General features: G+C 37.0%; 24 protein-coding genes, 1 pseudogene and 1 other annotated feature. Of the genes and pseudogenes, 17 read left to right on the top strand and 8 right to left on the bottom strand.

Features of this window, described 5'->3' with window-relative positions; genetic code table 11:
• Nucleotides 1-46 precede the first annotated feature (46 nt).
• A complete protein-coding gene (locus tag VK91_RS23070; RefSeq protein ID WP_053075709.1) occupies nucleotides 47-1,483 on the top strand; it encodes an S-layer homology domain-containing protein in 1,437 nt (478 codons plus the stop codon).
• A 145-nt stretch (nucleotides 1,484-1,628) separates the two neighbouring features.
• Entirely contained in the window at nucleotides 1,629-1,838 is a 210-nt protein-coding gene (locus VK91_RS12460) for a helix-turn-helix domain-containing protein (RefSeq protein ID WP_082148149.1), read from the top strand.
• Here VK91_RS12460 and VK91_RS12455 read toward each other — a convergent pair.
• From VK91_RS12455 to VK91_RS23230, 4 genes are all read right to left on the bottom strand, one after another.
• Entirely contained in the window at nucleotides 1,830-2,105 is a 276-nt protein-coding gene (locus VK91_RS12455) for an AAA family ATPase (protein WP_048393143.1), read from the bottom strand. The two genes, VK91_RS12460 and VK91_RS12455, sit on opposite strands and share 9 nt — an antisense overlap.
• A 139-nt stretch (nucleotides 2,106-2,244) precedes the next feature.
• Nucleotides 2,245-2,760, bottom strand: coding sequence for a TerB family tellurite resistance protein (locus VK91_RS12450; protein WP_048393141.1), 516 nt, complete (start codon nucleotides 2,758-2,760; stop codon nucleotides 2,245-2,247).
• A gap of 261 nt (nucleotides 2,761-3,021) precedes the next feature.
• On the bottom strand, nucleotides 3,022-3,291 hold the full coding sequence (locus VK91_RS23335; RefSeq protein WP_369700624.1) for a helix-turn-helix domain-containing protein: 270 nt from the start codon (nucleotides 3,289-3,291) through the stop codon (nucleotides 3,022-3,024).
• Complete coding sequence (locus VK91_RS23230; protein ID WP_255349865.1) at nucleotides 3,237-3,371, bottom strand: hypothetical protein; 135 nt, start codon at nucleotides 3,369-3,371, stop codon at nucleotides 3,237-3,239. The genes VK91_RS23335 and VK91_RS23230 overlap by 55 nt, the downstream gene beginning before the upstream one ends.
• 181 nt (nucleotides 3,372-3,552) lie before the next feature.
• On the opposite strand from VK91_RS23230, the gene VK91_RS23225 reads away from it, so the two are divergent.
• From VK91_RS23225 to VK91_RS22490, 7 genes and pseudogenes are all read left to right on the top strand, one after another.
• Nucleotides 3,553-3,684: a hypothetical protein gene (locus VK91_RS23225; protein WP_255349864.1), complete on the top strand. Its 132-nt coding sequence runs from the start codon at nucleotides 3,553-3,555 to the stop codon at nucleotides 3,682-3,684.
• Between the two features lie 249 nt (nucleotides 3,685-3,933).
• Nucleotides 3,934-4,356, top strand: a complete 423-nt coding sequence (locus VK91_RS12445; RefSeq protein ID WP_197078726.1) for an STAS/SEC14 domain-containing protein — start codon at nucleotides 3,934-3,936, stop codon at nucleotides 4,354-4,356.
• A gap of 162 nt (nucleotides 4,357-4,518) precedes the next feature.
• On the top strand, nucleotides 4,519-4,746 hold the full coding sequence (locus VK91_RS12440; RefSeq protein ID WP_048393138.1) for a 3-carboxy-cis,cis-muconate cycloisomerase: 228 nt from the start codon (nucleotides 4,519-4,521) through the stop codon (nucleotides 4,744-4,746).
• Nucleotides 4,747-4,779: 33 nt separating this feature from the next.
• On the top strand, nucleotides 4,780-5,043 hold the full coding sequence (locus tag VK91_RS12435; protein ID WP_048393137.1) for a phage holin: 264 nt from the start codon (nucleotides 4,780-4,782) through the stop codon (nucleotides 5,041-5,043).
• A complete protein-coding gene (locus VK91_RS12430; RefSeq protein ID WP_048393136.1) occupies nucleotides 5,040-5,765 on the top strand; it encodes a peptidoglycan recognition family protein in 726 nt (241 codons plus the stop codon). The genes VK91_RS12435 and VK91_RS12430 overlap by 4 nt, the downstream gene beginning before the upstream one ends.
• Before the next feature lie 403 nt (nucleotides 5,766-6,168).
• Complete coding sequence (locus VK91_RS12420; protein WP_053075708.1) at nucleotides 6,169-6,987, top strand: hypothetical protein; 819 nt, start codon at nucleotides 6,169-6,171, stop codon at nucleotides 6,985-6,987.
• Nucleotides 6,988-7,102: 115 nt separating this feature from the next.
• Nucleotides 7,103-8,675: pseudogene (locus VK91_RS22490) on the top strand (IS3 family transposase).
• Between the two features lie 111 nt (nucleotides 8,676-8,786).
• Here VK91_RS22490 and VK91_RS12405 read toward each other — a convergent pair.
• Together VK91_RS12405 and VK91_RS12400 are read right to left on the bottom strand one after the other, a co-directional pair.
• A complete protein-coding gene (locus tag VK91_RS12405; protein WP_048393132.1) occupies nucleotides 8,787-9,317 on the bottom strand; it encodes a hypothetical protein in 531 nt (176 codons plus the stop codon).
• Between the two features lie 180 nt (nucleotides 9,318-9,497).
• Nucleotides 9,498-9,758, bottom strand: coding sequence for a hypothetical protein (locus VK91_RS12400; RefSeq protein ID WP_048393130.1), 261 nt, complete (start codon nucleotides 9,756-9,758; stop codon nucleotides 9,498-9,500).
• Between the two features lie 146 nt (nucleotides 9,759-9,904).
• Between VK91_RS12400 and VK91_RS22905 the strand changes: the two genes are divergently transcribed.
• The 3 genes from VK91_RS22905 to VK91_RS12385 all read left to right on the top strand — a co-directional run bounded on the left by VK91_RS22905 (nucleotide 9,905) and on the right by VK91_RS12385 (nucleotide 15,154).
• Nucleotides 9,905-10,081 carry a hypothetical protein gene (locus tag VK91_RS22905; RefSeq protein WP_197078725.1) on the top strand — a complete coding sequence of 59 codons (177 nt, stop codon included), beginning with the start codon at nucleotides 9,905-9,907 and terminating at the stop codon, nucleotides 10,079-10,081.
• Nucleotides 10,082-10,743: 662 nt separating this feature from the next.
• The gene (gene acnA / locus VK91_RS12390; RefSeq protein WP_048393126.1) at nucleotides 10,744-13,449 is read left to right on the top strand and encodes an aconitate hydratase AcnA; all 2,706 of its coding nucleotides are present in this window, start codon (nucleotides 10,744-10,746) and stop codon (nucleotides 13,447-13,449) included.
• 214 nt (nucleotides 13,450-13,663) lie between these two features.
• Nucleotides 13,664-15,154, top strand: coding sequence for an S-layer homology domain-containing protein (locus tag VK91_RS12385; protein WP_048393125.1), 1,491 nt, complete (start codon nucleotides 13,664-13,666; stop codon nucleotides 15,152-15,154).
• 55 nt (nucleotides 15,155-15,209) lie between these two features.
• Here VK91_RS12385 and VK91_RS12380 read toward each other — a convergent pair whose 3' ends face one another.
• Nucleotides 15,210-15,794: a DJ-1/PfpI family protein gene (locus VK91_RS12380; RefSeq protein ID WP_048393123.1), complete on the bottom strand. Its 585-nt coding sequence runs from the start codon at nucleotides 15,792-15,794 to the stop codon at nucleotides 15,210-15,212.
• Nucleotides 15,795-15,935: 141 nt separating this feature from the next.
• Between VK91_RS12380 and VK91_RS12375 the strand changes: the two genes are divergently transcribed.
• The 4 genes from VK91_RS12375 to ileS all read left to right on the top strand — a co-directional run bounded on the left by VK91_RS12375 (nucleotide 15,936) and on the right by ileS (nucleotide 21,505).
• Nucleotides 15,936-16,379, top strand: coding sequence for an Lrp/AsnC family transcriptional regulator (locus VK91_RS12375; protein ID WP_048393120.1), 444 nt, complete (start codon nucleotides 15,936-15,938; stop codon nucleotides 16,377-16,379).
• A gap of 64 nt (nucleotides 16,380-16,443) precedes the next feature.
• Nucleotides 16,444-16,959: a sigma-70 family RNA polymerase sigma factor gene (locus VK91_RS12370; RefSeq protein ID WP_081011042.1), complete on the top strand. Its 516-nt coding sequence runs from the start codon at nucleotides 16,444-16,446 to the stop codon at nucleotides 16,957-16,959.
• Nucleotides 16,952-17,920, top strand: coding sequence for a DUF3221 domain-containing protein (locus VK91_RS12365; protein ID WP_048393116.1), 969 nt, complete (start codon nucleotides 16,952-16,954; stop codon nucleotides 17,918-17,920). The genes VK91_RS12370 and VK91_RS12365 overlap by 8 nt, the downstream gene beginning before the upstream one ends.
• 192 nt (nucleotides 17,921-18,112) lie before the next feature.
• Nucleotides 18,113-18,351, top strand: a binding site (T-box leader).
• Between the two features lie 61 nt (nucleotides 18,352-18,412).
• Entirely contained in the window at nucleotides 18,413-21,505 is a 3,093-nt protein-coding gene (ileS, locus tag VK91_RS12360) for an isoleucine--tRNA ligase (protein WP_048393114.1), read from the top strand.
• A 42-nt stretch (nucleotides 21,506-21,547) separates the two neighbouring features.
• Here ileS and VK91_RS12355 read toward each other — a convergent pair whose 3' ends face one another.
• Nucleotides 21,548-22,150 carry a LysE/ArgO family amino acid transporter gene (locus VK91_RS12355; protein WP_048393112.1) on the bottom strand — a complete coding sequence of 201 codons (603 nt, stop codon included), beginning with the start codon at nucleotides 22,148-22,150 and terminating at the stop codon, nucleotides 21,548-21,550.
• A 110-nt stretch (nucleotides 22,151-22,260) separates the two neighbouring features.
• On the opposite strand from VK91_RS12355, the gene VK91_RS12350 reads away from it, so the two are divergent.
• Nucleotides 22,261-23,703, top strand: coding sequence for a PLP-dependent aminotransferase family protein (locus VK91_RS12350; protein ID WP_048393111.1), 1,443 nt, complete (start codon nucleotides 22,261-22,263; stop codon nucleotides 23,701-23,703).
• Nucleotides 23,704-23,845: the final 142 nt, after the last annotated feature.

Genomic DNA, 23,845 nt, shown 5'->3' with positions numbered 1-23,845 from the left:
AACTTTGGTATGTATATAGATTTTTTTATAAAAAGGAGAGTATGAAATGTTACATAGGAAATCAACGAAAAATAATTTAATGATTAAAGCACTAGCAGCGAGTGTTATGACAGCTGCTATGGTTATTCCAGTTGCTACTGATAATGCTCAAGCAGCTCCAGTTACCAACACAACGTTTAAAGATGTACCTAAATCCCATTGGGCATATGAGTCAATTAAACAGGTTGCTGAAAAAGGATTAGTAACCGGATATGAAGATGGTACATATAAACCATCTGCTCAAGTTACTCGCGCTGAGTTTGCAACGTTTTTAGCTAGAGTATTTAATCGTAACGAGCGAGCAACTGTAAGTTTTAATGATGTTTCGAATACACATTGGGCTCATGAAGCAATCCAAGAGGGATTAGCTTTAGGGTTTATCAAAGCAGAGGATTTCTCTAAAAATAAATTTGAACCAAATAAACCAATGACTCGTGGGGAAATGTCCCGTTGGTTAGCGAATGGTTTAGCACATGCTAATGCTGATTATGGCAAAGCAATCGAGGAAATGGCGAATTCAAACCTTACCTTAATACCGATTCCCGAATTTTATAAGGGTGGAGTAGACAAAAAAGACTTACCTTATATTGGTGTAGCACTAGGTACGGGATTGCTTTCAGGCTATGAGGACTTTACCTTTAAGCCGAATGGTAATACAACTCGTGCCGAGGTAGCAACAATCCTTATTCGTTACATGGATACATTGAAGAAAGTGCCATCTGATTTCATAGGTTTACAGGAACTTCGTGAGGTTGCTAATACAGGGACGAATATATTGACACTCACAAATTTTGAAAAAAGGAGGTATAGCGATACTGCTTCTTGGTACAGAAGTACAGAAAAATCTGCGAAAAAGTTAAATATGAGTGTAGAAGAATATATAAATATGGTCTATGGAGAGGCATTTAAGCTACCAGTTGAGGGAGAAGCAGTAGGTGGTTTCGAGGATGTACTAGGGAAACCGTATACGTTGAACAACAAACGTGCTGTTAATACTATAGAACGTGTCATTTTCGTGGACACAAGAGGTTCACAAGCAAAAGGTATCTACAAGGATATGTTTTTTTATACAGATCAAAACCCGAACTCATTTAATATATTAAATAGAAATTTATATCATGTTTATTCCGAATACACAACAACACCAAGTCAAAATACCACTTTATCTAGCATGTATAATGGCTCTGTAATGGGACAAGTAAGTTCTCAAGTTGTTAATAAAGTAAAAGTAGAACAATTTGGTATCACATCACCTCGAACAACAGACGGATGGTACTATGAGGAAGTGGAAAAGGGAGTATTCAAAAAAATAACAAACGATTTCTTCACAAAAGGTAAAACTGTCCGCTATTGGGCGGAACAAATTGAAAGTGAAACAACTAACGATCCAATATCAGGACGTACAGATGATGGAATTCGCTACTATTATGAAATTATAAAATAAAAGTGTATTCAAATACTTAGAGTTTACAATTTTAACTAAGAAAACAAGTGAAAAAAGCATAAAGAAAAAACAATTAAGACCACTCCGTGATTGAACTGCACCCCAATTGTTAGACACATACAACAATTGGAGGTGCAGTTTTTCTATGGCTAAATATTCTTACGAATTAAAATTACAGGCAGTACTTGCCTATTTAGACGGTAAAGAATCAATGCGAGCAGTTGCTAAGCGTTTCAATATAAGCAAAACACCTTTATTAAATTGGATAGCTCTATACAAAGAAAATGGTGTACAAGGATTGATTCTAAACTATACAAACTATGATATTCAATTTAAAATGGACATATTATTCTAATATTACAGAGTACTTTTTATCAGACTCTTTATAAAAGTCCTTGTCTTTATCCAATCTGAAAATTTCATTAAATTTTGACTGAAATATTTTATCAAAGTAACTTTTATGTCCGCGTAATTCACTTCCGTTTGCTATTAATCCTAAAATTGTTGATTTTCCTACGCCATTATGACCAGCTATTATTGTGATTCGTTTTGCAATGTCAATGGTTATATCATTTAGTTTACGAAATTTATTTATATGTACTTGATTAATAGTATTTGACACTTTGCTTATTCCTCCTTTATTTCTTATAAATTATATCTACAAGAAAGTCCATGTTATAGTTTACATTGAAAATTATTTCATTGTTAAATATTTCTATGCACTAAAGTATATAAAATAGCCTCTATAAAGAGGCTAAAGTTTAATATTTGGAAAGCTCTACTTTATAGCCATTTTTATTTTTTTGATGGTTCGTGTCTAAAAATACAGAACGATCATTTTTTAATACGATAACTTCAAAAAATGGCTTAAAGCGTTCTTCAGAAATACCAAAAGCATTTAAAAACTTTTTAAATAATTGTTGTTCTTCGATTTCGGCTTCACCGTCTGAAAGAGAGGAGTCAATTAAATTAATTAAAATACACATTTTTTGAGCATCAGTAAGGACAGGCGCAGCTTCATGTAAGAATTGATCTACCGAGTTCTTGTTAACATATTTTATTGCTTTTGACATTAGATCATCATTGTTCCCACCAACATAGATTTTATTACCTTTTTTCTGTCCGCCGATAACAGATAACAGCTGGCCAATTTCTTCATGGTCGTATTCTCCATCAGCACCCATCATGTAAAGTAGAGATGTGACAAATGCAAAATGTGGATGCATCCCTTGCTCAGTTCCAGTTTTATCTCCCTTGAAAATATCAAATAAACCCATTAATAAAACCTCCTATTAATATATTAAATAATGAAAAACTAGACTAAGTTAAAGCGAAAAATAAATTAATTCCAGTTTAGTGGTTAATAGTTCTTGCGTAAATATACCTATAATCACTACTGAAAATATATCATAAATAAATAATATTTCCAATAATGGTATTAAAAAAAGACATGTTTATGCATGTCCTTTTTTAAGATATCATTATGTTACTTTTAGTTTTAATTAAAAATCGTCGCTTTGGCTCTCTCCAACTAACGATTACAATTCCCCATTATCCTTCAAAATCTCCCACATCTTACGCAGCTTCTCCAAATCCTCTTCCTTAGAATTTGGCAATTCCTTGTACCATTTTTGTAGGGTAGGGTTGTTCGCGAAAGCCTGAAACTCTGCTTCGTCTTTTTCTTGTTGAGAAAGTTGTTCAGATTTATCTGTATTACCAAGTAAATAATCAGTTGTTACATTGAAATAGCTCGCTATTTTTTGTAGTAATTTAAAATCAGGCTCTCTTTTCCCTGTTTCACAGAATATGTAATGCCTAATGAATTAGCTAAATGTTCTCGACTAATATTTTCTTGTTCTCTCAGCTTTTTTAACCGTTCATGAAACATTAGAGCCCTCCTTTATGTATTTATTTAAATTAACTACAACTAGTCCAAACATAAAAATAGACAATAAAATCTATTTAATCATAGGGGTGGTTGAATAATGCAAAGACGTAGAAGGTTACTTGATGGCTCATGGGGTCCACTTGAATAAGTAGGTTCAATACCAACTACCGAAGAACAAGTCATGTCATTAGGTGAACAACTAGCACAAGTGAAAATGAAGAATATCCAAAAAGATCTCTTGATTAATAACTTAGGTTCACAGTTAACCCAACTAAAATTAGATGTAATTACAATGAAGGGTGGTGGCGAATGATGGAGTTTTGGCAAATCGCTTTTATGTTCAAGTGGGTAATTAAGAATTGCTGTAAAAACGGAGACCAATCCGTTTGGTGAGATTTCACCTGAACAATACAAAGCTATAATAAAACAGAATTCGAGACGCAGGCAGAAACTTAGCGTTATTTTTATTGTCTGAATCAAACATAGAATATGGTTTTATGGAGTGCAAGTAAACGGCAGGCGGTATAAGGTAAGCGTTGAATTTATATGGTTTTAATGCACAATAGAAACTGAGGGAGATGATTCTAAGTTGATAGTGAAAAATGTCAACACCGAAGTTTCAGGAGATATAATAGTTACCCATCTGATAGGTCAAATAAAAATTCAAGACGTTAATGATTGGTTTGATGATTTTGAAAAGGTGTGTCAGCAGTTTATTTCTGAAGGTAGAGAGTACAAATTGTTGGTAGATAGGAAAGGATACACCCCAGATCATTTTTCTGTTCAAAAAGAATGGAAAGATAAGTTCTTTAATAAAACAATGCTAAAACACAGCAAAGCAATTGCGTTTCTCCTTGAAGAGGGAGAGATAATGAACCATTTAAAGCAATCCAACACAAAAAAGTCTGTTGAATTTTTCGATAATTACGAACTGGCATTCAAATGGTTGGTTGAGTATTCAAAACAAGAGTCTTTAGATAATTGATGAATGTTTCAACAACAGTAATGCGCCTTCTACTATCAATCAGTGGAGGGCTTTTATTATGAGCTATGAGAGAAAATCGAGATGGGCAAACGGTACAAGTTACTGAATCTCGATGCTTCTCATAGCTTTTTATTTTAAGGGGCGAAGGAGAGGGAATAGGGCATGAGTCAAGAAACAACCTTTCAACAAGCAGTTACTGTGGCTGATCATGAAAGACGGTTACAGGAACTAGAAAAAGACGTATCAACAATTAAGCCAATCGTGTACAACACAGCTTCGAGTGTTAAACAAATTGAAAAATCTGTTGAAAAAATGGAACAGAACAGTGATAAAATCAAAGGTTATTTTTTAGCTGCTGCAATTAGTGTGTCGTTGGAGTTTTATTTATAGCATTACAAAATTCTATTTTTGGAGGATAATTTAATGAAAATCAATTGGATAGTACGTTTAAAACACAAACCATTTTTAGTATCACTTTTTGCATTTTTTTTATTACTTATTCAACAAGTAACAGCAGCATTTGGATACAGTTTACCTGAAGCAGTTGGCGAACAAGCCACTGCTATTTTTAATACTATTCTAAGCATTTTGATTTTGTTAGGTATTGTAATAGATCCGACAACTAGTGAGTTTAGTGATAGTGTACAAGCTTTAAAATACGAAACACCAAAGGATGATGATAAATGAATTACACAATTGAAAAACGCTTAATGTCAGGATTGCCAAATGAACGTTTAGATAGTGTTAAATATGTAATTGCTCATGAATCTGGCAATCCAAATAATTGTGGACCGAACGCATTAGAAAATGAAATTGCTTATATGAATCGTAATAAAGCGAATGCATACACTTCCCACTGGGTAGGAGGCGGTGGCCGTATCGTACAAATTGCGCCAGTTAATCGTGTACAGTATGGTTGTGGCCCAAAAGGTAATCCGTTGAGTTCTGCGCAAGTGGAATTGGCACGAACTACTGATAAAGAACAATTTAAAAAAGATTATGCTGCTTATATTTGGTTATTACGTGAACTTGCTAAAGAGGCTGGAATACCTATTATTCTTGATGGGGCAGGTAACGGTATTAAGTCACACCGTTGGATTACGGATAATTTAAAAGGTACAACACACAGAGATCCGTATTCATATTTAGCGAGCATGGGGATTACAGAAGAACAATTCAAAAAAGATATTTTGAACGGCTTTGCTAAACCACAACAATCTGAAAAGGATGATTATATTATGAAATTCACTAGCACAACCGCAAAAGCTGCAGTTCGAGATTATATTCAACACGCAGTCAATAAAAAATTAATTGATAAATCTTGGTTGGGGAAATTTGATAATGGCGCTATAACAAGTGGTGATTTTGAAGGATTAAAAATTATCATTGCACAGCGGAATAGTAATTAAGAGAAAAGAGGGGCACTGAAAAATAAAATCTACATCAAGTGCCCTCATAAAAACTATTAATTAATTTCCTATTGCTACGGTATAACTGATACTCCATATAATTAAAATAAACGTAATTGTCATAACAGTTGCTTCGACATTTGTATCATTCTGTCCCTTTATTAATTTCTTTATTAATTTAATAAAATAGAAACAAAATAAAAACCCATATACTGGCATAAGAAAAAAGCAACTGAAAGAAAAAAATGCCTCCATTATCTAAACCTCCCTATCTATGTATTATTATAATAAACTAATATACTTCTGAAAAAACTAGTACTTTTTATTCAAATTTAAATTATTTATCCAAAAATGATAAAATATGTATATAATAAAAATTGTAAAAAAATTGGGAGGTAGGGAAATGAAGAAAAATAGTATTTTAATGTTTTTAGGTGTCATTTTTGCACTAACTTTGGGATTCAATCATCAAGTTGAAGCCGCAGAAGGTGAACCATCTTTAACCGATGCTGAAAAGAATTATTTATATGGATTGAATTTTAGTGAGACAGAAGTTGAGAATATGCCGTATGAAGAACTAAAGTTCTTAGTTGATAGTGAGGCTGAAATTTTAACAAGTTTCGAAGAGATTTATAGTTTTGATGAAGTAACAAACGATCCATCAGAAATTACAACTTTTGGTGATATCCCGAGTGCAGATATGAGTTTTAAAGGTAATGTGTTAAAGCTGAATAATAGTACTGTTTCTGGTTACAATGCATTTTATGCACACGCAAACTTTAGATGGTTAAATAAACCAATTTGGGCTTTGACAGATAAAATAGCTATTGGTTTCCCATCAAGTCTTGGTGTTTACATGCCAGCTCAATCTGGAAAACTTCAAGGTTTTAACTCAACATATTCTTTATACAATACTTCAACAGGAGGAACTACGTTAATGTCAAGTAGTTCTACACCGTCAACGTGGGATCCATCTTTAGGAGTAGCAGGTTCGTTTGATCTTAATGGATCTTTAAATAAATTCCAAACCCATGAAGGCACGATTGCTCAAACTTTCTATATTAAGTCTTCATCTTCAGGTAAAGCAACAATTAAGTTCGAATATGGTCATAAGAAATTATCAGGTACAGTAGGTATCTCAATACTTCCTGTCGGAGTAAGTATTACACCGAATCAATCAAATGTTGATGTTAGAAGTTATGGTGCTAGCTTTAGTTATTAATTAAAACAAATTGAAATTTATCTAATGAAATAGACCAGGTACTCAATTTGATATGCTCCCTATTAGGTAGACAGATGAAAAAATAAAATCTGTTTATCTAAGGGGAGTATTTTTTATGGGGCGAAGCAAACATCCACTCGAGTTGAAACTACATATCCTACAATTGTTCGAAGAAGGTCACTATTCTATCAATGAATTGTGTGAAAGGTTTTCAATAGATCATCAAACTTTTCATAGATGGAAAATAAGATTTGAGGCAAGTGGACGTGAAGGATTACAAGAAGCTACTTCATGTAAGTTCTATTCAAAAGAGTTAAAATTAGCGGCAGTGGAGGACTACATTCAACAAAGTTATTCACAGATGGAGGTGTTGGCGAAATACGAGATTAGCAGTACCTCCGTTTTAAAAAGCTGGGTAAAAAAGTATACTAGTCATAGTGAAATAAAAGATTCAGGTAAAGGAATGAGTCAAGCTATGACAGAAGGAAGAAAGACAACTTTTGAAGAACGTATTGAGATTGTCGAGTACTGTTTGAAGCACCAGAAAAATTATCAGTTGGCAGCGCACACCTATGGTGTTTCGTATCAACAGGTATATCAATGGACGAAGAAATTTGAAACAAACGGTGAAGAGGGATTACGTGATCGTCGTGGTCGCACAAAAGATGAAGTCGAATTAACCGTTGAGTAGAAATTGAAATTAGAGATTCAACGTATTGAACGTGAAAATGAACGTTTACGTGCAGAAAATTTATTTTTAAAAAAGTTAGAGGAAATCGAAAGGAGGCGTCGTTAAGCCAAATACGTCTACAGCAACGCTATTTAGCGATTCAAGAATTACATCGAGAGGAAGAACTTTCGATTCTTTTACTATGTGAAATAGCTGATGTTTCGCGTGCAGCTTACTATAAGTGGCTAAGTCGCAAGCCTTCTAACAGAGAAGTTGAAAATGAAGCAATTTTAAAGGACATTCATCTCCTTTACCAACAAGTAGATGGTATTTACGGCTATCGTCGTACAACGTTGACCATCAATCGTCAGCGAAAAGAAAATAATCAAAAGATGGTTAGCGAAAAGCGTATTTATCGTTTAATGCAGATTAGTGGATTGAAGTCTGTTATTCGTAGAAAGCGCAAGCCTTATCGTAAATCCCCAGCACATCATGTGGCGGAGAACGTATTAAATCGAGCATTTACATCGAAAAAGCCAAATGAAAAATGGTGTACAGATGTCACAGAGTTTAAGTATGGAAATGGGAAAAAACCTATTTAAGTGCAATTATCGATTTATATGATGGTTCAATTGTGAGCTATGTGTTCGGTCATTCGAATAATAATTCCCTTGTTTTCAAAACAATAAAATCAGCTATTCAATCATTACAATCAGGCGAACAGTCATTAATACATAGTGATCGAGGTTTTCAATATACATCGAAGGAATTTAGGCGAATAGTGGAAACTGCCAATATGACACAGAGTATGTCCCGTATTGGTCGATGTATTGATAACGGACCAATTGAATCATTTTGGGGCACATTGAAGTGTGAGAAGTATTATTTACATAAGTACAATTCATATGAAGAGTTAAAACTAGCGATTGATGATTATATTCATTTTTATAATTACTATCGTTATCAGAAACGATTAAGCGGCTTGAGTCCGTTAGAATTCAGGACTCAAGCCGCTTAATACATTTTTATTATTTCCACTGTCTACTTGACGGTGGCAGTTCAACATGCCGTCTTGGTCTAAATAATTTTTCTAGAGTAGTAGGATAAGAAATGATTTATGATTACCATATTAATATTTCCTTTTTGTAATTAATCCGAATTCATATATAGCTTCTAACTTACCATTATAAAATTCTAAACTTACCCTAGAATTTTCTTCTACACCGTTTTCTCCCTTATAATTAAGTTTATCTCCATCTTTGTGTAAGGCACCGTATCCTACGATTTCTTTTACGGTTTCTTCACTCATACCTACTTTGAGCTTTCGAAACTTTTCGGGCGTAATGGTTGAGATTTGTTTTATTGGCTTTTCTTCATCTGAAAAAAACAATTCTATGGATTGTCCAATTACCAATAATCCTATTATACTAATCAAAATTAGTGCGATTTTTTTCGGCCATTTTGATGGAGTCACTTCTCTATAATAGTAGGTTCTACTTTCTGACTCTCTTACTGTTTCCGAATGATTAAATTCTATATGAGTTTCTATTGTATAATCTTCTGATACTGCACCACAATATTCACACACGTATATTTCAGTGTTTTCTTTGTGAAATTTTTTATATGAGTTTGTAGCTAAACAGTTAGGGCAATTTTTCATAAATACCCCTCCTTCACTTTTAATGGACTATTTACCATTTTAGGAAAATTTATTATGTTTGTACATATCAAAAAAGCACAGGTACTTAGTATTTGTGCCTGGGCTTTTTTCATTCTTTTAACAGAAAGACTGAGATAGCATAAATACCCTTGTTCATATAACAAACTTTTATTTTATAATTTAATAAAGTTTAGATATAGTATCAATAATAAAATAAAGGATCATAAGTCCTATCACAATTGCTAGAGCCTTACCTGAAGATTTTTCTTTTTGCACATCATTTTGGACTTCGTTTCGTACTCTCTCCGACACTTCTCTCGTTTTTCTCTTTGTAATATCTTCAAAAATCGTATTACAATATACACATTTCACAAATACTAAACCATCTCTATATACTTTCTTAAAAGGATTACTGGCTAAACAATTAGGGCAATTATTCATTTATATTCACCTCAATATATCTAACTACTATTTACCATTTTAGGTAATTAGATATGTTTTGTACATAGAAATAAAAGTATGTCATCGATTTTATGGAAGGGAATTAACCTAAAATGTAGAAATATCTATAAAAAGAGGTGGAGATTATGAGCTATGAAGTAATAGTACCAGTAAAATTTTTATTCAAACGCAAGCCTGACAATGTACCAATTATAGGTTTATCAAGCTTACATTTAACACACGGTGAACATGAAGCACTAACAGACGATGTTGCTCTAAACCTTTTAAGAGCACAGGGTTACAACGTAATCAGAATGATCTAAAGAGATGAAAATTAAAGGTTTTAAAGGCTGTCAAATATGATAGCCTATAATAAAAACACCAACAAAGAAAGAGCCCAGACACATGGATCGTGATGAATTTGATTTAGAAGAAATTTCAAAATCATAACTGAAGCAGTGAGAGAAAGCAAACAAAATTCTTTAGCATCTACAAATGAGATGAACCACTAGAAGGTACCATAATAAAAATGTATTTATATAGTAGAAATTTGTTTAATCAAAAAAATGACACAGACTGTGGCAAAGAAATAATATTAACTTTAAGGGAATTTATATCGTTCTTTCCTTATAAAATAGTACCTGTCCAAACCTTCTTTATCTACATTTTTACGAACTGGGGCACCATTTTAAAAAAAGTTACAGGTGCCCCAGCAAGTGCCCCAAAAAGTGCCCCAGTTAAATACACTTAGATAGGCTTCATTAGACAGGTATAGAAACCCTCATTAATACAAAACCTTGATATTATGCACATCAAAAAATTAAAAACATCAGGATAGAAACGAAGGTCATAAGTTATGCTTATCAAAAAAGATAATATTAATGTAATTTACTTATGAATATAAATGCGCTATCATGGGTATTGGAGAAAAGATGCTACACATTTTTAAAGCCTTTTCAAAAAGATATATTAGGGGGATCCGCAAATGGCACAAGGTAATTTACACAACAGCCGTGCATCATTCGAAGTGAATGGTAAAACTTACAATTACTATGACTTAGCTGCGATTGAAAAAGCTGGCGTTGCAAAAGTTTCAAACCTTCCTTACTCAATTAAAGTATTATTAGAATCTGTTTTACGTCAATATGATGCGTATGTAATTAAAGAAGAACACGTAAACGAATTAGCAAAATGGGGTAACGGTGCTGACCCAGAGGCAGAAGTACCATTCAAACCTTCTCGTGTTGTATTACAAGACTTTACTGGTGTACCAGTAGTTGTTGACCTTGCATCTCTTCGTTCTGCAATGAAAGAAATGGGCGGCGACCCAAGCAAAATCAACCCTGCTATTCCAGTTGACCTTGTAATTGACCACTCAGTACAAGTTGACAAATATGGTAATGCATCTGCATTACAAGCAAACATGGACCTAGAATTTGAACGTAACGCTGAGCGTTATAACTTCTTAAAATGGGCTCAAACTGCTTACAATAACTTCCGTGCTGTACCACCAGCAACAGGTATCGTTCACCAAGTAAACTTAGAGTACTTAGCTCCAGTTGTACACGTAAACGAAAATGCTGACGGCACATTCGAAACATTCCCAGATTCAGTAGTAGGTACTGACTCTCATACAACAATGATCAACGGTATCGGCGTTCTTGGATGGGGCGTAGGTGGTATCGAAGCTGAAGCAGGTATGCTTGGTCAGCCTTCATACTTCCCAATTCCAGAAGTTATCGGTGTTAAATTAGTTGGCGATCTTCCAAACGGAACAACTGCTACTGACTTAGCATTAAAAGTAACACAAGTATTACGTCAACGTGGCGTAGTTGGTAAATTCGTTGAGTTCTTCGGACCTGGCGTATCTAAATTACCACTAGCTGACCGTGCGACAATCTCTAACATGGCTCCTGAATATGGTGCTACATGTGGTTACTTCGCAATCGACGAAGAATCATTAAACTACATGCGTTTAACTGGTCGTGACGAAGAGCACATTGCGGTTGTAGAAGCTTACTTAAAAGCGAACCACATGTTCTTCGATCCAACATTAGAGCCAGTTTACACAGACGTTTTAGAAGTAAACTTAGCTGAAATCGAACCAAACCTTTCTGGTCCTAAACGTCCACAAGACTTAATTCCACTATCTCAAATGCGTTCTCGTTACAAAGAAGCAGTAGTGGCACCACAAGGTACACAAGGTTTCGGTTTAACAGAAGATGAATTCGAAAAAACTTCTGTAGCGAAATTCGCTGAAGGCGATGTAGAAATTCCAACAGGTGCTGTTGCGATTGCTGCGATCACTTCTTGTACAAATACTTCTAACCCATACGTATTAATTGCTGCGGGCTTAGTGGCGAAAAAAGCTGTAGAAAAAGGTCTGACAGTGCCGAAATGGGTAAAAACTTCTTTAGCACCAGGTTCTAAAGTTGTTACTGGTTACCTTGAAGATTCAGGTTTACAAACATACCTTGACCAAATCGGTTTCAACACTGTAGGTTACGGTTGTACAACATGTATCGGTAATTCAGGTCCATTATTACCTGAAATCGAAGAAGCAATTAAAGCAAATGACTTATTCGTAACTTCAGTTCTTTCTGGTAACCGTAACTTTGAAGGTCGTGTACACCCACTTGTAAAAGCTAACTACTTAGCTTCTCCACCACTTGTTGTTGCTTATGCACTTGCTGGTACAGTGGATATCGATCTACAAAAAGATTCATTCGGTAAAGACAAAGATGGTAACGAAGTATTCTTCGCTGATATCTGGCCTTCAACTGAAGAAGTTAATGCAGTATTAGGTACTGTTGTTAACCGTGAGTTATTCCAAAAAGAATACGAAACTGTATTCACAGCGAACGAAAAATGGAATGCAATTGAAACATCAACTGAGTCTCTATACACATTTGATGACAAATCAACTTACATCCAAAACCCACCATTCTTCCAAGGTCTTGCAAAAGAGCCAGAAGCTATTAAAGGCTTAGACGGCTTACGCATTATGGCGAAGTTCGGTGACTCAATCACAACTGACCATATTTCTCCAGCTGGTGCAATCGGTAAAGATACACCTGCAGGTAAATATTTAATTGAAAACGGTGTTGCAATCCGTGACTTCAACTCTTACGGTTCTCGTCGTGGTAACCACGAAGTAATGATGCGTGGTACATTTGCAAACATCCGTATCCGTAACCAAGTTGCTCCTGGTACAGAGGGTGGATTCACTACTTACTGGCCAACAGGCGAAGTAGAGTACATCTATGACGCATGTATGAAATACCAAGAGCAAGGTACTGGCTTAGTCGTACTTGCTGGTAACGACTACGGTATGGGTTCTTCTCGTGACTGGGCTGCGAAAGGTACATTCCTACTTGGCGTGAAAACTGTTATCGCACAATCTTACGAGCGTATCCACCGTTCTAACCTAGTAATGATGGGTGTTCTTCCACTTCAATTTATGCCAGGTGAATCTGCTGATACATTAGGCTTAACTGGTAAAGAAGAAATCTCTGTTAACATTACTGACAACGTAAAACCACGTGAAATCTTAACAGTAACTGCTAAATCTGAAGACGGCACAGTTAAAACTTTCCAAGCTTTAGCTCGTTTCGACTCAGAAGTAGAGGTAGACTACTACCGCCATGGTGGTATCCTACAAATGGTTCTACGCGCAAAAGCTGCTGAGTAATCATCACCATAAAAACCGATCTCTTAGGAGGTCGGTTTTTTTATTTATTAAGAGAGTGTTGGATAGAAGTGACCAAAATATGTATAAATAGCACCAAATGACGGATTTAATGGATAATTATAATTTAATTTCCAATGAACCTAGCATTTTTCCAATTCTTTCGCTAAAATTAATAGGTAAGCATTAAATTTACATAAACGGGGGACGATTGATTATGACAAAGAAAAAACATAAGTTTTATACAGCGGCAACAGCGGCAATGGCGGTTACTGCTGTTGCGGTAGTACCTGTATCGGCGGCTAGTCCATTTTCAGATGTGAGTGAGGATTATGCGCATTTTAATAGTATTTCTACATTGCATGCAGCAGACATCATTAATGGTTTTCCAGATGGTACATTTAAGCCTTCAAAGGATGTGACACGTGGACAGGCAGCAAAGATGATAGCAAGTGCTTTTCATCTAACTACAACGGATACGGCTGTCGAGAATCCGAATTTCAAGGATGTTGACTCATCTAGCCCATACTATAAAGCGATTGTTACATTAGTTAATCTTGGCGTTGTACAAGGCTATGAGGATGATACATTCCGTCCAGATGACACAATTACTCGTGGTCAAATGGCAGTAATGGTAGCAGAGGCTGCAGGTTTAACAGCAGAAGGTAAAAGTCCATTCACAGATGTACAGCAAGATAGTCCATTTGCAGATGCAGTAACAGCTTTGTATGAGGCAGGCATTGCGAAGGGTGTTACTGCCACAGAATTTGGTGTAGATAAAAATGTTACTCGTGGTCAGTTAGCAACATTTATTGTGAACGCATTAGGCTTAGCTGAGGATACACAGCCTACAACAGAAGTAAAAGAGGAAGAGCCTAAAGAGGAGCAAGTAACAGAAGAACAACCTACTACAACAAAGGATAGTGCTTTGTTAGAGGAAGTATTTACGAAAACATTAGCCAAGCAAAAAGAGCTAAAAAGCATGAAGGCTACCATGACGATCTCTCAGACAGTAGAGGCAAACGATGGTAAGGAAACCATGAAAATGGATTCTAAAGGCAACATGAAGATGGAAATTGTTACAGAGCCAATGCAATTCTTTGCTGATGGTTCAATGGCTTTAACAGATCCAACAAGTGGTGAAGCGATTAATTTGCCAATTAAAATGTATATGACGGCTAAAGATGGTATGTATATGTATGAGGCAGAACAAAAGGCCTGGGTAAAGTTCCCGAAACAATTATTTGAAGATGTACTGAGCCAAACAGGGATGCAGCCAGATGCAACTGAACAATTGGAGATGCTACAAGCATTTGCCGAAGATTTTACATTAGTAGAATCAGCAAACCGTTATGAATTAACATTAAAAGGCTCTGGCGATAAATTCACAGAGCTAGTGAAGCAGCAGCTTGGCGCAATGGATTTAGGAATGGAAGCGGATCTAGAGGCACAATTAGGCAATATTTCCTTTGATGGTCTCACATATAAATTATTGATTAATAAAGAAACATTCGATGTAGAAGAAATTGCTATGGACATGACATTAAAGATGCAAGTAGAAGGCAATTCGATCAAAACAAGACAGCAAACAACGATCAAATATCATGATTTCAATGCGGTAACGACAATTACGATTCCAAAAGATGTGCTAGACAATGCAAAGGAAATGGATTTGAGTGCATCAGAAACAGCACCAGTAAGTAAATAATACAAAAAGTAGGTTTATGCCAAGTATATTGGTGTAAGCCTACTTTTTTTATGCTTTAGTGGAAGCCCATTAATTCTTTTACTTTCGCTGTGTTTGGAGCAGATGTTAGAGTTTCTAGTAAGCGAAAGGCAACATCAAAGGCTGTTCCTGGATTGGAGGAGGTGATGATATGATCAGTTTGTACAATGCGCTCGTTGACAATTGCTGCGCCATAGCCCTTTAGCTGTGCTAAATGTTTACTTGTTGGATGATTATAGGTTGTTGCTTGACGATGCTGAAGAATTCCACTGTGGCCTAAAATAAGAGAAGCTACACAGATTGTTGCAATCGGTTTTTTCTGTTCATCAAAGTGACGAACGACTGCCTGAAATTCCTCGCTAAACGCATCCTCATAAAAACCGGCTTCCTCAAAGCCTCCAGGAATCGCTAATGCATCAAAATCCTCTAATACAATTTCATGGAGCAATTTTTCAGGAGTGACTTTAAAATTCCAGGTGCATTGCAGCTGTTCATGCAGGCCGACCGTAACCACATCTGTTATACCATCACCTTCCCACTTATTCCAGCCGAGCACATCAGTAAAGACGCTTGCCTCTACCGCTTCAAAGCCATTTGCTAATAGTAACAATATTTTTTTCATGTTTGATTTGCCTCCTTTATTGATATTATTGTAAACAAAAGGGAGAAAAGATTACATACGTTGTATAATGGATTTTAGGTAAAAAACTTTATTTGAAAAGGTATTATGTCATAAATAATTTATTTAGAAAGGTGAAGGACCATGGATCATATTGATACACAAATATTACAGCAGTTACAGCAAAATGCCAAAATCTCTATGAAGGAATTAGCCACTACCGTTCATTTATCCTCTCCTGCCGTTATTGAAAGAATCAGAAAGCTAGAGGAGCAGGGTGTGATTGAGGGCTATCATGCAAAGGTAAATCTGAAAAAGATGGAGCGTACGATTGAAGCCATTATTTTATTTAAGTCCATTGATTGTAAAAGTCTTTCTTCATTTTGTAATGCTCATCCTGATGTTTTGGCATGTTATCGAGTGGCTGGGGAAATTAGCTATATTGTTAAATTAGCGACCTATTCAGTAGAAACATTAGAACAATTTATTGATGCGGCTATGCCCTATGGCACACCTTCTACTAATATCGTGTTATCTTCAACGGAAAAACAAGTGATTACACCATTTGCTGACAATGATTTGGAGTAAATGACAAAAAAGGCAAACCTCGAAGCCGTGAGCACCGTTTATAGGGTAGAGAGGAGGAAGAATGTTGCTAATTCATGAACTGGAAAGAATAATGGAACAGCATACAGAGAGGCTTATTCGTCTTGCCTTTTACTATGTTAGAGATTTACAAAGTGCTGAAGATATCGTACAGGATGTCTTTATTAAGTTCTATGATAATCAGCAAAACTATGAGGAACGTGGGGAGCTAAAGGCGTATTTATCAAAATTAGTTAGTAATCGAAGTAAAGATTATTTACGTAGCTGGACCTATCGGAAAATTCAAGTGCAACAGAAGATTTTTCCGCAGCAAACCGTTATGAGAAGAGATATGCTTGTACAGCAAGATGAACGTACTTTGATTGAAAATGCGATTCTAGCTCTCCCTTTCAAACAGCGAGAGGTCATTATACATTTTTATTTTGAAGAAATGCCTGTGGTAGACATTGCAGAGCTGTTAACGATTCCTGAAAGCACCGTCAAAACAAGGCTACGTCGTGGGCGAGAGTTATTGAAGCTACAATTACAGCATGTTGAATGGGAGGTGCTCCTGCATGAGTAAAATGGATGCACGCGTAGTAAGAGATTTATCAGAAAGTAAAAAGCGTGTGATGACAAATGTGGTTCAGCATTTACAGCAACGCCAAGAAAAAAAATCTGCAAAACGCTGGCCATATGGTGTTTTGGCTATGATTTTAAGTGTCTGCATAGGGCTGTTTATATATCAGCAATATAATGAACAACAACAGCAAGCTTCTACTATTCCACCCGTATTAGATGAGCGGATTTTAGAGCTATATTTACAACTTGATTCTTTTATGAACGGAAAGAATCGTTTATATAAGGCAAGCTTTGATAACTTTTTATATTTTGAATCGACCTTTGCTTATGCGCAATCGAAAAAACTAGTACCTACACAAGAGCAAGTAGATAAGGCACTCGAACAGTTCATGGAAGAGTGGAGCTATGAGGATGATACTCGGCCAACTTATGATAAGCTTCTGCAAATGTTGCAAGTCACAAACGAAGGGTTTATAGAGAACTATGGCAAGCCAATTGCCTATAAAATGGCTACATTTGACTTATTATGGGAGGCAAGCCAAGCCGATTATAAGGATGTAAGTAATCCCATTCGTACATGGCTTGTCGAGCAAGAAGCCATGAATTATTTAGAACAACATTATCATAAAGACATTGCCGCCTTACGAGAAAAATATAAAATCCCAGAAAAGGACAGCCAAATGAAGCTCATCAGAAGTGGAACGGTCTTAGCGATCAAGGAACATGAATTTTTAGTTGTCTCAGGCGTCTTGGCTAGCGAGGTTGGGCAAAAATCTGTCGATGAATTAGTGCAAAAACATAGTAATGGTACATGGTTTCCTCTAGTGGATGTCCCGCAAACACTATCAGTTGGTGATCGAGTAGAAGTACAGTATAGACAGTCGATTGGGAACGATGACGCTCAGCCATTCATTGATTATAAGGATATCGTAGAAATGAAAATAGTAAAGGAATCTCACTAACAAGAAGCTAGACATTCTTGTGCTATTCAATAGTAAAACATTGCTGAAGAGCTTTTTGATTCAAACCATTCAACAGCCACAATATGCTGATCTCCATCAAAGTATTGCCACTTGTCTCAACGAAATTTTTTAAGATTGTCCACCGTTGACAGACAATTGGTAATTTGCTAAGATGAAGGACAATAAAAGCATACAAATTCGTTGATGAGAAAGAGTAGTGTTTTACTTTGTTCTACAGAGAGCCGACATTTGGTGGAAGTCGGTGTGCAGGTGTTACATGAAAATCCTCTCTGAGAAGATTAGCTGAATGGAGTAAGCTAATCCGGGTGTCTACCGTTAAAAAGAACACGTATGATTGTACGTTGCTGAGTGCTATTGGCTATCGTGTCAATAGAATTAGGGTGGTATTCGCGGTTAACCCCGTCCCTTTTCCTTGGGACGGGGTTTTTTGTATGCCTTTTATACAAATTTGCTTGTATAGGAGGAACTAATATGCAGAAAGAACAAAAGAAAGAAACAACGGTTGAACGAGAAACAAGGATTCGTACATTATGGGCGCAAGAAGGGACCTTTGCAAAATCCGTAAGTAATCGTGCTGAACAGCAGCCCTTTGTATTTTATGAGGGACCCCCAACAGCGAATGGTTTACCACATGTTGGCCATGCATTTGGTAGAACCATAAAAGATGTGGTGGCACGTTATAAAACAATGCAAGGCTATTTAGTTGAACGCAAAGCAGGTTGGGATACACATGGGTTGCCTGTGGAATTAGGGGTAGAAAAGGCATTAGGAATCTCAGGAAAGCAGGAGATTGAGAACTATGGGGTGGAGCAATTTATTCAAGCATGTAAGAAGAGCGTTTTTACCTATGAGCAAAAATGGCGTACTTTTACAGAGCAGCTTGGCTACTGGCTTGACATGGATGATCCTTACCTAACATTAAGTAATGACTATATTGAATCTGTGTGGCATATTTTAAGCCATGTTCACAAGGAAAAACTGTTATACAAAGGACATCGCGTTTCACCTTATTGCCCTAGCTGTCAAACTTCCTTAAGCTCTCATGAGGTGGCACAGGGCTATAAGGATGTTAAGGATTTATCCGTTACTGCAATGTTTAAGCTAGAGGATCGAGACGAATATATCTTAGGCTGGACAACGACGCCTTGGACATTACCAGCCAATGTAGCCTTGGCTATGAATCCTGCTCTTCGATATGTCCGTGTAAGGCATGCAAACAGCATCTATATACTAGCCAAATCGTTGGTATCAAAGGTTTTTTCAGAGCCTGTAGAAATATTAAGTGAGCATGACGGACAGGAGTTTGCAGGTGTTTCCTATCTATCACCATTTTCCTATGTAACCGTCGATAAAGGGCATATCATTGTCATGGCAGATTATGTGACAGAGCATAGTGGAACAGGAATTGTACACATAGCACCTGCTTATGGAGAGGACGATTATAAAACGGTGCAGCAACATGGCTTGTCCTTTGTCAATGTAGTTGATCTTAAAGGCTGTTATACAGAAGCGGTACCTGAGCTTGTTGGACGATTTGTGAAAGATTGTGATGTCGATATCATTAAAATGCTTGCAGCAAAAGAGCTTTTATTTACTAAAGAAAAATATGAGCATAGCTATCCGCATTGCTGGCGCTGTGATTCACCATTATTGTACTATGCAACAGATAGCTGGTTTATCAAAATGTCGGCATTAAAAGAGCAGCTTTTACAAAATAATCAGCAGGTGACATGGCACCCTACCCATATTAAGGATGGACGATTTGGCAACTTCCTAGAAAACTTAGTGGATTGGAATATTAGTCGTAATCGTTATTGGGGAACACCACTCAATGTGTGGATTTGTCAGGATTGCAATCATGAGGAGGCACCTAACAGTGTTGCAGCGCTACAACAATTAGCCAAAGGAGCTGTCAAAGAACAATTAGAGCTCCATAAGCCATTTATAGATGACATTGTCTGTACCTGTCCTGTCTGCCAGGGCGACATGAAACGTACGCCTGAAGTTATCGATGTTTGGTTTGACAGTGGCTCGATGCCATTTGCCCAACAGCATTATCCTTTTGAAGACAAAGCGAACTTTCATCATCAGTTTCCAGCAGATGTGGTCATTGAGGGCATCGACCAAACGCGAGGATTTTTCTATAGCTTATTAGCAGTATCGACCTTGTTTACAGGAAAACCACCTTATAAAAATGTGCTATCGTTAGGGCATGTACTCGATGAGCATGGACAGAAGATGTCCAAAAGTAAAGGCAATGCATTAGAGCCTGTTGAGTTAATCCAGGAGTATGGAGCAGATGCTCTACGTTGGGCATTTTTAGTTGATAGCTCACCATGGAATCCAAAGCGTTTTTCGAAGAAAATTGTCTTAGATGCGAAATCTAAGCTGGTGGATACACTCGACAATACGTTTAAATTTTATGACATGTATGCCCAAATCGATAACTTTACGTATGATGCTACAAATACAGGTACACGTTCACAGCTAGATCATTGGATATTGTCCCGCTTACATCACACTATCCAGCTTGTCACAACCTCTATGGATGATTATCAATTTACACAGGCTACAAGGGAAATTGGTCAATTGGTGGAAGAGTTAAGCAATTGGTATATACGTCGTTCACGTGCTAGATTTTGGGCAAATGGAATGACAGCAGATAAACGAGGTGCATTTAGCACACTTTACGAGGCACTGACATCCATTTGTCAATTAATAGCACCGTTTACACCATTTATAGCAGAGGATATCTACCGTCAACTATGTGGAAAAAGTGTTCATCTTGAGGAATATCCACTATTCGACGATCAACTAGTGGATGTGAAGCTTGAACAAGAAATGGCAACGGTCTTAACAGTTGTGGAACTTGGACGTAGCATTCGCAATAGTCAGGGAATAAAGGTCAAGCAGCCTTTAAGTGAACTCATTGTTGCCCTAAAAGGTGAACTGTCGGATTACCAAGCCTATAGCGAACTCATTCAGGATGAGTTAAACATCAAAGCTTGTAGATGGACACATGATTTTTCAGCCTATGAAAGCGTGCATTATAAATTGAATTTTAAAACAGCGGGAGCGGCATTTGGTCCAAAGGTTCATCAAGTAAAAGAGTATGTGTTGGCATTAACAGAGGAAGAGAAACAAAGGCTACAACATCATGAAACTGTGGATCTCATGATGGACGGTCAACAGCTAACATTATTAAGAGAACATGTAATAGCTGAATCAATCGTCAAGGACCATTATATTTTAGCGGAGGATAGCACTTGCCGTGTCTTGATGAATGTTCAACTTACAGAGAGCTTACTACAAGAAGGGCAAATACGAGAATTGATTCGTACTATACAAGATGCACGAAAAAAATGGCAGCTACCAGTGGCGCAATATGTATCGATTGCCTTTAATGGTAGTGCAGGGGTACTTTTCATGATTCAGCAGCACGAAGCTTTATTACAAGAAAATGTATTAGTCAAAGCTATTCATTATGGTGAGCAATGGCCTCATGCAAAATCCATTGAGACGGCATTGTTTAATGAAAAGCTCACTTTATTTGTTTCTCTATAAAAGAAAAGCTCAGGGTTACCTCCTGAGCTTTTTCTATGTACGTTATAATAAGCCACTTGCGAGATAACATGCTGTTGCCCAAATAAAGACGGCGGAGCATTTATTAAATAGTCGCATCAATTTTCCAGAGCCGTCTAGTTTTTTGAACGAGGCGCCAGTCAATGTGAGACCGAAAAACCATAGCCAGGAAATGAACACACAAGCAACAGTGAACATTATTTGCTCGGTTCCACTATATTTTAATGCGCTTGTACCAATAACACCGATTGTATCTAAAATAGCATGTGGATTTAGAAGTGATACAGAGAGTGCGAAGAGAATTTGTTTTTTTATAGGCAATGCTTCGCTATTTTCAGTGTTTGCTGGATTTGAACGCCAAATGCTATAGCCCATGTAAAGTAAAAAAATGATACCAATAGTCATTAAAGTGATACGCAACCACTCAAACTGTAGAACTATTAATGACAGACCGAATACCGCAAGTAGAATAAGCAGTGTATCACAGATCGCAGCTGTCACAGCTGCTGGCAAAGCACGTAATAAACTTGGTTGTGTAGCACCTTGTGAAAAAACAAAAACATTTTGTACGCCTAATGGCAAAATGAGTCCAAATGCTAAAATAATCCCATGAAGAAAAGCTTCCAATGACCATTCCTCCTTTCTTTACTTATTTTAGATATGGTATAACTAAAAGAAAACGACCAATTGGATGGTTTTTTATCCACCCAATTTCATTGCATGGAAGGAGAAGGAACATGAGCTGGCAGCCGAATAGAAGAAGTGATAATACATTACAGCAGCAGATTGTACAGTGGATAACAGCCAATGTGGAGCGAGGAGACTGGGCAGCAGGGACAAAACTACCTACCCAAAGACAGCTAGCCATGCAGTTCGATGTGAATCGTAGCACAGTTCAGCAGGCTTTGGAGGAATTAAAAGCAATGGGCATTCTTGAAGCAAAGGTAGGCTCTGGTGTTTATGTTACGCACAATTCCTGGCATGCATTAATCCAACAAACACAGCCGAATTGGCAAACTTATATCGAAACAAGCATCCACAAGCCAAACTACCACACCATCCAATTAATTAACGAATACGAACAGCGCGAGGATGTAATTCGTTTAGGAACGGGAGAGCTAGCACCCAGTTTGTTGCCTACCGAGGAAATAGAAGCTTCACTGCGAGAGCTATCCTTCCAACCCAAAGCATTAGGCTACTCTTCGCCACAAGGTAATGATCAGCTTCGTAAAGCTATTTGTAAATATGTTCAAAAAAGAGGCATTCCCGCTGAACCTCAAAACGTCTGTATTGTTTCAGGTGCTCTTCAGGCACTACAATTAATTGCTGTTGGCTTATTAGAGCAAGGGTCTATTGTGTTTCAGGAGCCAACCTCCTATTTAAATTCTGTTCACCCTTTTCAGTCAGTTGGCATGCAAATGATTAGCATTGAACGTGATGTACAGCTTGCTCAAACATTAGCGCAAAGGAAACGAAAGAAACAAGCCGTGTTTTATGCCATTCCTACTTTACATAATCCAACAGGTCATGTATGGACAACAAGAGAAAAAGAACAGCTATATGAAGCTTGTCAGGCATCACGGATTCCAATTGTAGAAGATGATGTTTATCATGAATTGCTTTTTGAAGAGGCATCACCGCCGCTTAAGGCCATGGATAATAGCGGACAAGTTCTTTATATTGGCAGCGTCTCTAAAACCTTAAGCCCAGGGCTACGCATTGGCTGGCTCATCGGTCCAACCACTGTGATTGAGCGATTAGCCGATATAAAAATGCAAACAGACTATGGCTCAAGTGCCATTTCTCAGGAAATTGTCCTACATTGGCTGCAATCAGGAAAATATGAAAAGCATCTCGCAGGATTACGTCAACAATTACAGGAGCGAGCCGATTTTACGGAACAGCTTTTAAAGGAGAAGTTTACAGATGTGGCGAATTGGAGCAAACCAAGGGGAGGCTTTTATATTTGGCTCAAGTTTCATGAGCCGCTTGTAGATAAAGACTTCTTTATGAAGCTGTTGCAGCGGCAAGTATTAATCAATCCCGGCTATATCTATGATCCACAAGATCATCATCATATTCGTCTATCCTACGCCTATGCAACCTATGAAGAATTACAGGAAGGCTTACAAATCCTACATGAATGTGCGGTGGAGGCTATTGGACGAAAGAGTAAATAAGGGCTTGTCCTGAAGTTAGGGAAACGAGAGAAGGTTGCTCTAAAAGTGATCAAAGAAGTGAGAAACCCGCTCTAAAGTGGTTGAGAAACGATCAAACAAGTAAGGAACCCTCTCCAAAGTAGATGAGAAGTGATCAAACAAC

Origin of the sequence: Lysinibacillus sp. LK3 (assembly GCF_001043675.1) — a bacterium.
Taxonomy (GTDB): Bacteria; Bacillota; Bacilli; order Bacillales_A; family Planococcaceae; genus Lysinibacillus; species Lysinibacillus capsici.
The sequence above is the reverse complement of the archived record's forward strand: the minus strand, read 5'-3'. Positions and strand labels throughout refer to the sequence as shown.

Coding starts and splice junctions, on each gene's coding strand:
- VK91_RS12440 (WP_048393138.1), top strand. CDS start 4,519: ATGAGTCAAGAAACAACCTTTCAACAAGCAGTTACTGTGGCTGATCAT.
- VK91_RS12430 (WP_048393136.1), top strand. CDS start 5,040: ATGAATTACACAATTGAAAAACGCTTAATGTCAGGATTGCCAAATGAA.
- VK91_RS12450 (WP_048393141.1), bottom strand. CDS start 2,760: ATGGGTTTATTTGATATTTTCAAGGGAGATAAAACTGGAACTGAGCAA.
- VK91_RS12460 (WP_082148149.1), top strand. CDS start 1,629: ATGGCTAAATATTCTTACGAATTAAAATTACAGGCAGTACTTGCCTAT.
- VK91_RS12375 (WP_048393120.1), top strand. CDS start 15,936: ATGGATCATATTGATACACAAATATTACAGCAGTTACAGCAAAATGCC.
- VK91_RS12380 (WP_048393123.1), bottom strand. CDS start 15,794: ATGAAAAAAATATTGTTACTATTAGCAAATGGCTTTGAAGCGGTAGAG.
- VK91_RS12365 (WP_048393116.1), top strand. CDS start 16,952: ATGAGTAAAATGGATGCACGCGTAGTAAGAGATTTATCAGAAAGTAAA.
- VK91_RS23230 (WP_255349865.1), bottom strand. CDS start 3,371: ATGTTTCATGAACGGTTAAAAAAGCTGAGAGAACAAGAAAATATTAGT.
- VK91_RS23225 (WP_255349864.1), top strand. CDS start 3,553: ATGTCATTAGGTGAACAACTAGCACAAGTGAAAATGAAGAATATCCAA.
- VK91_RS12420 (WP_053075708.1), top strand. CDS start 6,169: ATGAAGAAAAATAGTATTTTAATGTTTTTAGGTGTCATTTTTGCACTA.
- VK91_RS23070 (WP_053075709.1), top strand. CDS start 47: ATGTTACATAGGAAATCAACGAAAAATAATTTAATGATTAAAGCACTA.
- VK91_RS12400 (WP_048393130.1), bottom strand. CDS start 9,758: ATGAATAATTGCCCTAATTGTTTAGCCAGTAATCCTTTTAAGAAAGTA.
- VK91_RS12405 (WP_048393132.1), bottom strand. CDS start 9,317: ATGAAAAATTGCCCTAACTGTTTAGCTACAAACTCATATAAAAAATTT.
- VK91_RS12385 (WP_048393125.1), top strand. CDS start 13,664: ATGACAAAGAAAAAACATAAGTTTTATACAGCGGCAACAGCGGCAATG.
- VK91_RS12435 (WP_048393137.1), top strand. CDS start 4,780: ATGAAAATCAATTGGATAGTACGTTTAAAACACAAACCATTTTTAGTA.
- VK91_RS22905 (WP_197078725.1), top strand. CDS start 9,905: ATGAGCTATGAAGTAATAGTACCAGTAAAATTTTTATTCAAACGCAAG.
- ileS (WP_048393114.1), top strand. CDS start 18,413: ATGCAGAAAGAACAAAAGAAAGAAACAACGGTTGAACGAGAAACAAGG.
- VK91_RS12350 (WP_048393111.1), top strand. CDS start 22,261: ATGAGCTGGCAGCCGAATAGAAGAAGTGATAATACATTACAGCAGCAG.
- acnA (WP_048393126.1), top strand. CDS start 10,744: ATGGCACAAGGTAATTTACACAACAGCCGTGCATCATTCGAAGTGAAT.